This window comes from Candidatus Limnocylindrales bacterium (genome assembly GCA_035626395.1).
In the GTDB taxonomy this organism is placed as follows: Bacteria; Desulfobacterota; Binatia; order UBA1149; family CAITLU01; genus DASPNH01.
Window position 1 is genome coordinate 16,956 of the sequence record DASPNR010000001.1, and the last position, 11,403, is coordinate 28,358.

An 11,403-nucleotide genomic window follows, 5' to 3' on the forward strand; every position below is an offset into this window, starting at 1 on the left:
GCATAACTGCTAACCCGGCACGCGAAGAAGCACAACTAATAATCCTCCCGTCAACACAAATGTAACCCCGAGGGTGACAGCCTGCCTTGTGCTAGTCTCCCTCGACCTCTTCCGGCTTGGCCGTCCGATGCTGCTCAACGGCCGCGTCGTAGATCGATAGAATGGACGTGAAGCACCGAATTTCGCCGATGGCCGCGAGGTGGTTGCGCTGGTTGGCGATGACCGAATCCATCAGCGAATCCGCGATGGATGCCTCGCGCGACTCGCGCAGGACGGCCATGAACGCCTCGAACGCCGGCATCCCGACAAGCGGGAGCATCTTCTCGCGGATGCGTTCCTCGTAGTGCTTCTGGCGTTGAGATTGGATCATGCTCCGTAACGTCCGATCTTCGCGTTCTCCTGCTGCGTAGTCTGAAATTCGTACTGCTTGTACCGCTTCTCGACGCGCTTCTTGAACGGCTCGTCCTGCTGCAAGCGTTGCATGATGTCCGGCGTCTGCGCCCACTGCTGGATAACCTGCATTCCGATCTGAGGCGGCGCGCCGAGCGTGATGTCCTCGTCAAACCCGGCGAAGATTTTGGACAGCGCGTCCTTCTCTTCCTTCACCGCCTGCGCCGTGCCTACGTTCTCCGGCCGGATGATCCGCTCGGCAATGTTCGGGTCAATCGCCTCAAGCATCACCTGCAACCACTGCGCGTAGTCGACCTGGCCGTACTTGTCGCCGGTCGCAATCGCCTTCGCGATGGCCTCCAACTTCTGCCCCATCATCTCGAAATCCATGCTCTGGACGTCGAATTGAAGGTAGAAGTCCATCGATTCGCGCGGATCGCCCTTCTCAAAGATTCCTGGGGCCACCTGCTGCAATCCGATAACGCGGAAGGCCACTTTCTCGTCGCCGAACTGCTTATACAGCGAAAAAACCTGTCGGTACGCCTTGCACCAACCGCTTAGGAACTTATCCACGTCCTGCTGGTTCTTGAGGCCCGCGAACGTCGGGTCAGTCTCCGCCGAGACGAAGCCGAAGTAGCGGTTGAACGTGTCGGACAGGATTTTCTCGCTCTCCTCCGTGGAAAGGTCAGGCGCCGGCCGATCCGCGAAGTGATATTCGCCCGGACGCCGCTCCGGAATGCGCGCCCCAGCCCCCCAGCGCGCCGGCGGCCGCCCAATCGGGTACATGATCGGCGGAATGATCGCGAGCGACGCCGCGTCGATGCGCGAATCGCGGTGCGCCTTGATCTGATCCTGCCACGGCTTGCCCGGCTCAGGGATGCCGCGCGAATCGTGGAGTTTTCGCGAAAGATACTCCCGGCGATGCAAGACGAAGGGGTATTGCCCGTGTGCGTAGCCCAAGAGGCCAAACTTTGCATACCCTTTGGTGGTGTCGTCGGGAGATAGATTCGGGTTGAAGACCGTCAGGTAGATGCCGGGCACCCCGTCTTCGTCCGAAAGCCGCTGGTAAGCGTACACGACGCCGATCAACTCGTGGAAACGCTGCTCCTGCCAGATGAAGGAGCGTGAAACCGGGTACAGATACTCCGGCGGCGTCGCCGAAAGCCATTTTCCGCGCTGCGTTTCGATGGCCTTCTCCACCCACTGCTCGTCCCAGCCGTCCGTGAGCACAAAACCGCGGAGCTGCTCGGCCGTAAAGTACTCCACGCGGTAGATGGCCGGCGCGGTTTCGAGGTCCGTCGCGTAACTTGGGATGAAAAGGTTCTCGTCGAGTGAAAACGCGCGGATGATCGGCCTCGAGTACTCGCGCCCGAGCGTCGGGACGGTCGTTTTGCCGGTTTCCCGCAGTTCACGCAGCATTTTCTTCGCCTTGCGCGCCGAACAGCCGAACTGCTCCTCGAAAAGCGCCGCCAAATCGTCGTCGGCGATGCCGGATTCCAGAAGCGCCGGGATGTCGATGCTCGGGAACTGCTCCTGGAGCTCGGCAATCGACACGCTAGCGAGCGTTTTCTCCTGACACCGCTCCCAAAACTGACCTGTCGCCGCGATTCCCTTCTCGTTGAGGATGTTTGCGAGCAGTTCCACCTCGCGATCGATCTCCGGGATCTGCGTCTGGATAAGCCAGCGCATGAAATTGGAGACGGTTTTCGCGCGCTTGAGGTCGTTTCCTTCGACTGGCACCGCCACGAGGTTCGCTTTGCGGAACGCCATGCACTGCATGGCCACTTTCGAGTTGATCGCCTCGTCGGTGAGGAAAACGCGGAGGTCGGAGGCTCCGTCCCATGGCGTCGGATCGACTTTTGCGCCCTCGCGAGCGTGCTTCTTCCCGTCCTCCGATTGCCCGGACCACAGCGCGTAGCGAGTGTTGTAGTTGACCTGGCATTGGCTGACGAACGGCTGGTTGTCGCGGACGCAATCCTCCCACGCCTTCTTGAGCCACCCGAAATCCGGGCCGTCTTCGCCACGCGGCGCGAGTTGAAGCGCCGGTTCTGGCTGGGTAGTGTCGCCCGTGATGCTGCTCACGGCACAACCCTGTTGCTATTAGGCCGGCTTATTACAAGCCGAAATGAGGGTTGCGCCTAATAACACCCCGTCGGGTGGTCGTCCTTCATGTCCGTTAGCTCATAGTACTCTGGATTGCTGACGGCGATGTAGCGCAGGGCGTCGATTGGGTCTTTCGTCGCCTCCTTGCGGCTGTGCTTTTTGTACTCCGAGAGCGCGAAGATGATGTTCTGGCACCGATCTGAGACGAAGAACCTCGGCGAGTTGAGCGAGTCGCGCTCCTTCGTCTCGTCCCAACGCATAAGCCCCTTGAGTAGCTGGAGGCCGTTGTCCTCGTCCACGCCGGGAGCCGGAATGACGGTCATGTTCTGGTCGTCTAGGTCGGAAATTATTGTAGTCGCGCCTTCCTCGCTCTGCTTTTCCGCAGCGCCCATGCGCGGGTCGATGTACCGCTCGTAAATTTGCTCCTCTCCCTCTGCGTCGCGGATGAGCTCGACGTAATCCTTGATGCCGAACTTTGACCCTTTCTGCGCCGGGCCCGGCTTCCCGTCGGGATCGTTGCTCGATTCGGCCCAAACGTCGGCGTCCGGATACTCGCGGTAGACCCACCACGTTCCGCCGGAGTCAATCGCCACCCACGCCATGAACCAGCTTTTCGAGCCGGCCGGGTCTATGGCCATGTAACGCGTAACCGCGTATTTTGTGTCCTTGACGAACGGAATGTTTTCGTGCGGGACGACGTGGACCTCGCGGTCAAACCCGGTGAAGACGCCGGACATGCTTTTGGTCGGAACGCCGTAGCCGCGCGCGAGCAGTTCCGTTAACGGAATGTTCGCGTTCAGCTTCATGAACTCGTTCCAGTCGGTCCATGGGTTGTGCTCGGTCCACGCGTAGTAGATGCAGCACGAGTCTACGGAGAGGCTTTCCTCGATCAGCGGGAGCTTGCGATTGATTCGTCCTCCGACGAATGCCGACTCGAGCGTGCGGCGCCGCGACAGGATTTTCTCGATGGTGTCGTTCCAGCCGTCGATCACGGTGAACGTGAGCAGCATCCGGCCGTGGTACGTGAAGAGGCGATACCGTAGGGTGTCGAAGAGGCCCATCGGGATCGTTTCATCCGCCCAAATGAAGTGCGCCTTGATGCCCTCGATGATCTGGTCGTTTTGGGCGTACTGCGCGTAGTTGAAAAAGTTGATCGATCCGCCGCGCCGGCATCCAGGGTGGGGCGGAAGGATGCAAATGCCGTCGGTGAACCCGTTCTTCTGCGAATACTGGATGCTGTGATGCGTCCCTTTCTTCGTCGGAAGGTTTTTGATCGCCGCGGGGATCGCCTCGTAGATGAACCGCTGCTGGTCATCGATAGACCGCTTGTCCGTGACGTGAAAGCAGTACGTTTCCGCCTCGGGAATTGTCGCTGCGGCCCATACGGTCGCGCGGGCGCCGAATGTAGTCTTTCCGCTCTGGTTCCCGCCGAGCATGACGTGGATATTGTACTTCGTCCAATTCTCCTGGACGCGCTTCCACATCGGGAGTGACCACCCCTGAACGGGATTTATGCCGGCGCCGTGAGAGTCGATCAGGTCGCGCGCAGCCTTGTACTTTTGGAGCTGCTCAAGGCTCCACGTCTCCAGCTCGGCGCGGGGCTTTGGCGGTCGCCACAATACGCCGAAATCCGGGTGGAAATGGTCGGCGTAATGGACGCTACCGGCAGGCATGTTGCCAACTGTTCCACCGCTCGCAGACGACGGCGCGGGTAGGGGTCTCGTGGCCCTGCTTGCCGACGGAGGCGCATCCGTCGGCGCAGGCGACCTCCCACCATACGTCGGGGAGAATGCCGGTGAAGGTGACGCGGGCCTCGGCGCCGCAGTAGGGGCACGGCTTGAGGGGATCGTCGGTCATATGCCCAAGAGGGACCGCCACAGGCTCGGGCGCGGCTCGACTCGCTCAAAGAGGTTCCCCTCCGGGCCGCATGCTGCTTCAGGATATTTGCTCCTAAAATAGGAAGCCTTGTCCGGCTTTCCGCTATCGGGACTCCTCGGGGCCATAGGGTGTTCGCAGAAGTAGAAGTCTCTGCTGAAGCCGTGCTCCACCGAGCACCACTTGCAGTCTTTGCAGCAGCGTTGTTCGGTCGCCATGGCGCAACCCAGGTGGCTTACAAAGCAAGTGGCAAGAATGTAACCGCGACAGTTACGCTAGGGTTGTCGCCTAGAAGGAGGCCTTATACGTAACGATGCGTGTTACAGACGGCTTGCGGGTTTGTCCCGTGACTCGTGGCGTGAACGCATGGAAACCTACGTGCTGACGTCTTTCTGGCTAAACATGTTCGTGTTCGTCGTTTCATCTCTCAACATGAGCCTCCACAACTACCCGCGGACTCGGGAGGTGAAGCTGGGCGGCGAGGTTGCGACCGCCATTTTGGCCTTGGGCTTCATGGTGTGGTGCGCGCTGCTCCTGTGGATCAAGTGACCATGCGCCGCATTCTGATCGCCACGCCCATCCGCCAAGGCGTCTCGTCGGGCTACTTGCAGTGGCTGCTTCCGGTGATGAGCAACCCGCAGCTCCTGCCGGGGCGTGAGTTCGGCTTCTCTATCCTCGACGGCCCGTCGGTGAACTTTGCTCGCAACGAGCTCGCCCAATATGCTCTCGACGAGAAATTCGAGGAGATCGTTTTCGTAGACGATGACATGGGCGGCACGCTCGGTCATCTCGACCGCATCACGTCGCACGCGGACCGCAACATCGTCGGAGGCATTTACTGCAAGCGCCATCCGGGCAAGCCCCACTGGCTTGTGCGTACTACGCCAGGCGCCGTGAAGGACGACCGAGGGCTGATCCAGTGCGACTACATCGCGACTGGCTGGCTGTGGATTCGGTGTCAGGTGTTCGACACGATTCGCGAGGCGCAGCCATGGCGGGATTTCGCGGTGCCGGCGACGGACGAGAAGCCGGAGCGTGTTCTGCACGAGTATTTCCCGATGGGGGTCGTTGGGCCCCGGACGGCGGAGGAGAGGCTGGCGAAGATTCGCGCCGTCTTGAAGGGATGTCCGGAGGCCAAGCAAATCGCGAGTCCGCTCGCCACGACCTGCGATATGTTGAATGCCATAGTTGACGCCGTCTCAGACCATCACCCGCCCGGCAACCTCCTCGGCGAGGACTACTATTTTTGCCACGTCGCGCGCCAGTGCGGCTACAAGATTTACGCCGACCTCGAATGCGTCGTGTCGCACGTCGGCCGCGCGCCCTACCCGATCACGCAAAAGCAGGTGATGGCATGAACGGCCCGCGCCCGCTCCCCGGCCCCGAAGTCTACGCCGGCGTCGAATCCCTCGGCCTCGATGTGGACCGCCAGACGTGGGACTCCACCGACTCCCCCATCTTCGCCGAGATGATCGCCGAGACCCAGCCGCGCACCATCGTCGAGGTCGGCTCATGGAAAGGCTGCTCGGCAATCAAAATGGCCGAGCTGACCGAACACCTCGGGACCAAGATCTACTGCGTCGACACCTGGCTCGCCTCGCCGGAGCACTTCGTACGAGCGAACGTCGATTACAAGTTCCCGGTTTCCGCGCAGGGGCGCCCTCTGCTCTACGAGCAGTTCCTCGTGAATGTGAAGGCGGCCGGTTATGCCGACCGAATCATCCCCATCCTGAACACAAGCCACAACGGGGCGCAGATTCTCAAATTCCACAGCGTCACGGCCGAGCTCATCTTCATAGACGGCTGCCACGACTACTACCCGTGCTTCGCCGACATTGAGCAATACTGGCCGATGTTGACGCCCGGGGTGGGGCAGATGTTCGGCGACGACTTCCGCACGTTCCCCGGCGTGTTCCACGCAGTCCTTCGCTTTTCCCACGAGCGCGGGGCGAAGTTCCGCGAGAGCGGCAAGCATTGGGTGATGAAGCCATGAAGCATAATGACCACGCCGCAATGCAATTTATCTCCGATTTGCTCCAACTGCCGAGCTTTCGCGCATTGAATCACGCACAGCACATCCGCTTGGTTCCGACACGTGAATTGGACACCGCGTTGGCCCAGATTGAGCGTGAGCTTTCCATGCTGCGTGAGAAACGACCGCGCGCATCGTAATGGCCAAGCCACGCACAACCCGGCAGGATTGCGCCAATGAAACCCGCAAGCCTGTCGTTACCCGCCCTCGCCATCGCCTTGGCACTCTCCGGCTGTGCCTCGTGGAAGCGCATTCGCGTCAAACCGCGGCCGGCCGATCCAGCGTCGGTCGCTGCCGTTCAACGCGTCGCCGCCGAGATGCGTGAGGCCACGGTCGGCGTTGTGTTCACCTCTCCTTAATTCTATGGCGCAAACAGCCCACGTTAACCACGGCTTTTTCCACACGGCATACGATGGCAGGCGGAAGAGCTATTCAAGTCCGCTGCTCACCGTGGACATCCCCAACGCCACGTTGCTAACACCCAAGGTGCACGATGCAATCTTTCGCCTGCACGAACTTGCATACGCGGAGTATAAGGAACACCGCGAAATCGCGGCCTTAGAATTGATCGACGCCGCGATGCAGCGTAAGGCCCCATGAAAATCGGCCCCTACCACCTCCGCCGCGACGGCTGCTGGAAGGAGGTTCCGCAGCTCGTCGGCACGGGCAAGCCCGGGGAGGTCATTCCCCTTTCGGACCCGCGGGTTCGCTGTGTCCTCCGCCTCCTCTTCGAGTGGCCTTGGCAGAAGAAGGATCCGATGCTCAGGCGGTGACTTGGACCCGAACACCTCCCGCCGAGGACGGCTTCTACTGGTATCGGGACAGCCCTACCGCGCCGCCCGTTGTCTGCGAATGGAACCGCGGCAACGGCTGGCTCTGGAAACCCGGCGAAGCGAACCCCTACAGCGGGGAAGCCGAGGTTGATCGGACGCCAAACTGGCTTACCGGCGAGTTCTGGCCATGCCGGCTCATGCCCCCTTCTTAGACGACCTTCGAAGGAAATTCCGAATCACGGATTGCCCTCCAATCACAATGACGAGGACGCAAACCGGGAATGTCCACACGATCCGCCAGAGGAACAAGGCGACCACGCCGTACCAACTCCGTCGCCAGTGTCCGGTGGCTTCGCACACGACGTCCATCTTCCACATGTCGAGGGCGAAGTAGATCCCCACCGGCACCCACACCGCAATGGCGCAAACAATCCAGCTCATAGGGAAGTTCAAACGCTGCTCTGGTTCTTGATTTGCTGGTCAAAGAAACCCTCTCCCAAGTGTACCCGAGGGAGGCCCGGAAATGCGCCCAACTCGACCACCCATCCTTCGGGCGTCTTCCGCAGCCGATGGGCCCAATTCACGGTCTCCACCACGAGCCCGTCGACGTCGTAGCCCGATCGCTCCGCATATTCGGCCCACAGGACCAGGAGGTTGACCTCGAGCGCCGGAATTCGCTCCGCACCCGAGGCAACGGCGATCTTGCAATCGGGAAAGCATGCGGCGCGGTCTGGTTTCGGATTCATGGGGGCTGCTTAAAGCTGGAACCCGACCGAATCACAAGCGCCGTGGTGAACCCCTAATGCAACTGCCTCCAGTAGGGTCGCACACCTCAGAATCTCGGCTGGTAGATCGGATCGCCCTCCCGCTTATCGATCCTCACCCGCAGCTTAGCCTTCGGCACCCACTTTCTTCCACCCTTCCAGCAGCTCGCCAGCCTCCCATCCGGCAGCCGGATCATGAACAGCCGCGGGTTGGGCAATTCCCTCACCACCCAAGCCTCGCTCTCCTCCGGCCACAGCCCAACCACCGCCACATTAGCCGGGATACTTGACTGTAATGTAACGCCGGCTCCCATTAGGCCAACTTCTGGCTCGACAGATCGCCCTTTTTCCGGAAAATCCGCGTGCGCAAGCAGCGGAGGGGGCTCGACGCCCCCGGAGCTCTGACCCCTCTCGGTAAGCGGGGAACCCGCGCACCGAGCATCCTGCCCGACCGCGGCCAACGCCGCGATCACCTCCGGCTCGCCGTCCTCGCCGTCCTCGCCGTCCGGCCATGTTTCGACGGGGGCGGCTACCAGCGCCCCCACTGGCAAGCCTCCCGCCGGCTGCCCCGTCGCCGGCTCAACTCGCAACTGCGAATTTTTACCGTGCGGCGGGAATTGATCCTGATTCTGGGCACCCGGGGGTTCGTCGACCCCCGCCCCCCCTGGGGCGCACGCGCACGCGATCTCCGGCTCGGACGGCAGGGTAGGGGAGGGAGACAACGTGGCGCTCCCTGCGCTACTTAACGTAATGGGTGTAGTGGCTTGTCCGTTCACCGCCTGCGAAATGCTCGCAAGCCAGTCCGCAAGCCCGTGCTTGGAGGCGTAAGCCCGGGCTTCGACGTGTTTTTCGGCCTGCAACAGGCGCGCGATCCATGCGCGGCGCCCTGCGGTGCGGTTGGCTTTACTCATAAATGGGAAACGCGATGGAGAATCAATCCATCACGATACAACGATGCGTCTCAAACGGCCAGCGCATCACGCGCATCTGAGTTGAGCGAGCGACCCTTACCCTCGAGAGCATCAAGGATGGCGTTCTTGGGGCTGGCGCCGTTGAAGTTGTTGACCTGGATGTTGACGGAGGCGCCTTGGAGGGATGTGCGCCCTTCGAGGATGGCGGCCTTGTCGACGAGGACGGCGAGGGTGTAGGCGCGGGCGGCGGGCGGGATCTTTTCGAGCTCCTTGGCCATGAGGAGGAGCATGTCTTGGGCGGCGGTGCGAAGTTGGGCACCGAACTCGCGGCGCCAGACGTCGACGTCGCAGGTGAGGGCGCGGGATAGGAAACGCTTTTCCTCTTCCGTGAGCTGCTTTGTGGCAGTGAAGGCGGTTGATCCGAGCGCCGCGGAGACGGCAGCCGGGATGAGGGCTTGCGGATCGACAGTGTGCTTGTCGCCCATCTTCATGCCGGGCTTGCCTGCCATGGAGGGCAGGGAAGGGCGGGATTGTGGAAGGGCAAGCCTATTGTGTAATGGACAGGGGCGGCTGGATTGTGGCAGGATGGGTAGGTCGAAGGGCAATTCCGCCCGAGACGAACTCTAGCGAGTATGAACGACCATCAAAAGTTGGCCATCCAAGCGCTTTCATACCTGAAGGGCGACGATACCGCTCGCGCGCGGGCCGCGTTTCGCGGCATGACCCCTCAGCAAATGCAGGAAGAACACGGGGTCAGTGGCAGGACGCGCGCGCAGATTCTGGCGAGTTACGAAGCGCACGACGCCAAGGTGGACGCAGCCATCGCGTGGGTGACGGCCGCCAAATAGTCTCCTCGCTAGAGACCGGTCCCGCAAGGGCGCAAGTGGCCGAGGCCAGCCGGTTACGCGGTCCGCGTGGCTTCTAAGCGGCGCCCGTACTCCGCGATCAGGAGGGCGTCCGCATTTGCGTGCGTAACCTTGACCGCGGGGAATAGCTCCTGCGCCCGTCTCTTGGAGATGTTCTTGTCGCCCTTCGTGAGGCATCCCATCGCCTTCTGCCATACGCTTGGGGCAACCCACTCCAAGCGGAGCCCGAGCGCCTGGCACGCGGCTTCGATGTTGCCGACGCCTCGACCAAAGGTGAAGGCCGACACGACCCCCATTTGGGGCGAACTGGCCACGCGCTCGACGTAGGCGGTGTGCCAACCTTCGGCGCGCATGGTCCGGAGGATATCAACCAAGTCGCCGACAGTGTCCGGCATCTTGTGGATGCTGTAGGCATGCCCGTTGAGGTCGTCTGTCTGAATGCCGACAATACCGCCGGCTTTGCCCGGATCGATGGCGAGAACGGACCTCATGGCTTGTCCTCGTAGAGATTGGCCGCCCGCTCGGCGTATGAAATGTCCTCGCGCGGCACTCGCTTGGCCTTTGCCCCTTCCACGCCGGCCTTCCATGCGAGCGCGCAGAAGTACGGCGTCTCCGGATAGCCGGCCGCGCGCAGCTCGAGCCGGATCGCTCGCAGGTGGGCACGAGCGACGTGGGCAGTCTCGCGTACGGCGATGGGATTCGCGCTGGTGGCCATGCTGTGCGGCTTCGTGGAATGGCGATACCAGACGGCCGGCGTTATCTGGTAGACGCCTTTCGCGCCCGAGCGCGACGTGAAGTCCTGGCGTGAGTGCTCGACCTGGCGGATGGCGTGGAGCATCCGCTCGGGGTCGAATTGGGCCGGGGCAGGGATTGCGAACTGGATGGCCATGGAAGCTAGAAGTGATGCGGTCGGCATAGGGTGTCGGACGGTTGCCGGAAAGGTCAGTTGGCGCGCGGCCGGTTTCTGCGCGGCTTTCGCTCGCGGGGAGCGCGGCGGAGGGCGGGAGGGCGAGCGCGCATTCGTTCACGAAAAGTTAGCGGTGTGGCAAAAGCCCACGGCCATCTGGCGAGTAGTGTTCTCACCTCCGACTCTCGCGCCGGTGCGGGTGTGAATCGCTCGCCATCCCTGCTCGCCAGGGACGACAGCAGGTATCCAGCGACCGTGAAAAAGCATCCGGATGTAACCGCGCAAAGTCGGTCGCGAGGCTTTCGTCGGGAGCCTCACCGCTTTGCGTTCGCGTAGCTCATGAGTTGACCACAGGGCCTCAGTCCCTCCATCGCTGCGCACAAGCATGCGGTCGCCATCGACGGCTTGCACGGTCCACCGGTGAACGTTGCAGCCAAATTCCGCAGCCAAGCGGTCGCCTACGTTGAAGTGTTTGGGTTCCATACCTTCGTTCCCCGTTAGGCGGTGGTCCTCGCGGCGGCTTCCCACATCCGCTGCCGCGCGAGGCCGATTTCCGCGATGGGTTTGGCGAGTTGTCCGCGGATCGTGGCGTGCAGCGAGCGCACGCCGTCCTCGTGCTTTTCAACGTAGGCGCGGCCCATCCGCTCTTTGAAAACCTTGAGGAAGATTTCCACGTCGTAGCCGAAAATACCGTCGAGCGCCCGCACCTCCGCCTCGCTCAATTCGAGCGTGACGGCGAGCTGCGCGGAAACCTTGGAATGAATGACTTTGGCCATGGGGAA

The 11,403-nt window shown here is 61.8% G+C and carries 14 protein-coding genes; 5 read left to right on the forward strand and 9 right to left on the reverse strand.

What is annotated here, in order from left to right; all coding sequences use genetic code 11:
- Nucleotides 1-91: 91 nt before the first annotated feature.
- The 4 genes from VEC57_00105 to VEC57_00120 are packed head-to-tail and all read right to left on the reverse strand — an operon-like array spanning nucleotide 92 to nucleotide 4,350.
- Entirely contained in the window at nucleotides 92-370 is a 279-nt protein-coding gene (locus tag VEC57_00105; protein HYB97520.1) for a hypothetical protein, read from the reverse strand.
- Nucleotides 367-2,472: a hypothetical protein gene (locus VEC57_00110; protein ID HYB97521.1), complete on the reverse strand. Its 2,106-nt coding sequence runs from the start codon at nucleotides 2,470-2,472 to the stop codon at nucleotides 367-369. The genes VEC57_00105 and VEC57_00110 overlap by 4 nt, the downstream gene beginning before the upstream one ends.
- 56 nt (nucleotides 2,473-2,528) lie before the next feature.
- Nucleotides 2,529-4,166: a terminase family protein gene (locus VEC57_00115; GenBank protein HYB97522.1), complete on the reverse strand. Its 1,638-nt coding sequence runs from the start codon at nucleotides 4,164-4,166 to the stop codon at nucleotides 2,529-2,531.
- Nucleotides 4,153-4,350, reverse strand: coding sequence for a hypothetical protein (locus VEC57_00120; GenBank protein ID HYB97523.1), 198 nt, complete (start codon nucleotides 4,348-4,350; stop codon nucleotides 4,153-4,155). Before VEC57_00120 ends, VEC57_00115 begins: the two co-directional genes overlap by 14 nt.
- A gap of 384 nt (nucleotides 4,351-4,734) precedes the next feature.
- Here VEC57_00120 and VEC57_00125 point away from each other — a divergent pair, with 384 nt between their 5' ends.
- From VEC57_00125 to VEC57_00140, 4 genes are all read left to right on the forward strand, one after another.
- The gene (locus VEC57_00125; GenBank protein HYB97524.1) at nucleotides 4,735-4,917 is read left to right on the forward strand and encodes a hypothetical protein; all 183 of its coding nucleotides are present in this window, start codon (nucleotides 4,735-4,737) and stop codon (nucleotides 4,915-4,917) included.
- Nucleotides 4,918-4,919: 2 nt separating this feature from the next.
- Nucleotides 4,920-5,726: a hypothetical protein gene (locus VEC57_00130; protein HYB97525.1), complete on the forward strand. Its 807-nt coding sequence runs from the start codon at nucleotides 4,920-4,922 to the stop codon at nucleotides 5,724-5,726.
- On the forward strand, nucleotides 5,723-6,361 hold the full coding sequence (locus tag VEC57_00135) for a class I SAM-dependent methyltransferase (GenBank protein HYB97526.1): 639 nt from the start codon (nucleotides 5,723-5,725) through the stop codon (nucleotides 6,359-6,361). The genes VEC57_00130 and VEC57_00135 overlap by 4 nt, the downstream gene beginning before the upstream one ends.
- Nucleotides 6,362-6,763: 402 nt before the next feature.
- Nucleotides 6,764-7,000: a hypothetical protein gene (locus VEC57_00140; protein HYB97527.1), complete on the forward strand. Its 237-nt coding sequence runs from the start codon at nucleotides 6,764-6,766 to the stop codon at nucleotides 6,998-7,000.
- 622 nt (nucleotides 7,001-7,622) lie between these two features.
- Here VEC57_00140 and VEC57_00145 read toward each other — a convergent pair.
- The gene (locus VEC57_00145; GenBank protein HYB97528.1) at nucleotides 7,623-7,919 is read right to left on the reverse strand and encodes a hypothetical protein; all 297 of its coding nucleotides are present in this window, start codon (nucleotides 7,917-7,919) and stop codon (nucleotides 7,623-7,625) included.
- A 979-nt stretch (nucleotides 7,920-8,898) separates the two neighbouring features.
- Entirely contained in the window at nucleotides 8,899-9,357 is a 459-nt protein-coding gene (locus VEC57_00150; protein HYB97529.1) for a hypothetical protein, read from the reverse strand.
- A gap of 123 nt (nucleotides 9,358-9,480) precedes the next feature.
- On the opposite strand from VEC57_00150, the gene VEC57_00155 reads away from it, so the two are divergent.
- The gene (locus VEC57_00155; GenBank protein HYB97530.1) at nucleotides 9,481-9,696 is read left to right on the forward strand and encodes a hypothetical protein; all 216 of its coding nucleotides are present in this window, start codon (nucleotides 9,481-9,483) and stop codon (nucleotides 9,694-9,696) included.
- Between the two features lie 53 nt (nucleotides 9,697-9,749).
- On the opposite strand, the gene VEC57_00160 is transcribed toward VEC57_00155, so the two are convergent.
- The 3 genes from VEC57_00160 to VEC57_00170 all read right to left on the reverse strand — a co-directional run bounded on the left by VEC57_00160 (nucleotide 9,750) and on the right by VEC57_00170 (nucleotide 11,397).
- Nucleotides 9,750-10,205, reverse strand: a complete 456-nt coding sequence (locus VEC57_00160; protein ID HYB97531.1) for a hypothetical protein — start codon at nucleotides 10,203-10,205, stop codon at nucleotides 9,750-9,752.
- A complete protein-coding gene (locus VEC57_00165) occupies nucleotides 10,202-10,552 on the reverse strand; it encodes a hypothetical protein (protein HYB97532.1) in 351 nt (116 codons plus the stop codon). The genes VEC57_00160 and VEC57_00165 overlap by 4 nt, the downstream gene beginning before the upstream one ends.
- Nucleotides 10,553-11,118: 566 nt before the next feature.
- Nucleotides 11,119-11,397 (reverse strand): hypothetical protein, encoded by a 279-nt coding sequence (locus VEC57_00170; protein ID HYB97533.1) that lies wholly within the window; start codon nucleotides 11,395-11,397, stop codon nucleotides 11,119-11,121.
- Nucleotides 11,398-11,403: the final 6 nt, after the last annotated feature.

Bases quoted from the DNA above. Each gene is read 5' to 3' on its own strand.
- VEC57_00120 (HYB97523.1), bottom strand. From the start codon at position 4,350: ATGACCGACGATCCCCTCAAGCCGTGCCCCTACTGCGGCGCCGAGGCC.
- VEC57_00160 (HYB97531.1), bottom strand. From the start codon at position 10,205: ATGAGGTCCGTTCTCGCCATCGATCCGGGCAAAGCCGGCGGTATTGTC.
- VEC57_00165 (HYB97532.1), bottom strand. From the start codon at position 10,552: ATGCTCCACGCCATCCGCCAGGTCGAGCACTCACGCCAGGACTTCACG.
- VEC57_00145 (HYB97528.1), bottom strand. From the start codon at position 7,919: ATGAATCCGAAACCAGACCGCGCCGCATGCTTTCCCGATTGCAAGATC.
- VEC57_00130 (HYB97525.1), top strand. From the start codon at position 4,920: ATGCGCCGCATTCTGATCGCCACGCCCATCCGCCAAGGCGTCTCGTCG.
- VEC57_00150 (HYB97529.1), bottom strand. From the start codon at position 9,357: ATGGCAGGCAAGCCCGGCATGAAGATGGGCGACAAGCACACTGTCGAT.
- VEC57_00125 (HYB97524.1), top strand. From the start codon at position 4,735: ATGGAAACCTACGTGCTGACGTCTTTCTGGCTAAACATGTTCGTGTTC.
- VEC57_00115 (HYB97522.1), bottom strand. From the start codon at position 4,166: ATGCCTGCCGGTAGCGTCCATTACGCCGACCATTTCCACCCGGATTTC.
- VEC57_00135 (HYB97526.1), top strand. From the start codon at position 5,723: ATGAACGGCCCGCGCCCGCTCCCCGGCCCCGAAGTCTACGCCGGCGTC.
- VEC57_00140 (HYB97527.1), top strand. From the start codon at position 6,764: ATGGCGCAAACAGCCCACGTTAACCACGGCTTTTTCCACACGGCATAC.
- VEC57_00170 (HYB97533.1), bottom strand. From the start codon at position 11,397: ATGGCCAAAGTCATTCATTCCAAGGTTTCCGCGCAGCTCGCCGTCACG.
- VEC57_00105 (HYB97520.1), bottom strand. From the start codon at position 370: ATGATCCAATCTCAACGCCAGAAGCACTACGAGGAACGCATCCGCGAG.
- VEC57_00155 (HYB97530.1), top strand. From the start codon at position 9,481: ATGAACGACCATCAAAAGTTGGCCATCCAAGCGCTTTCATACCTGAAG.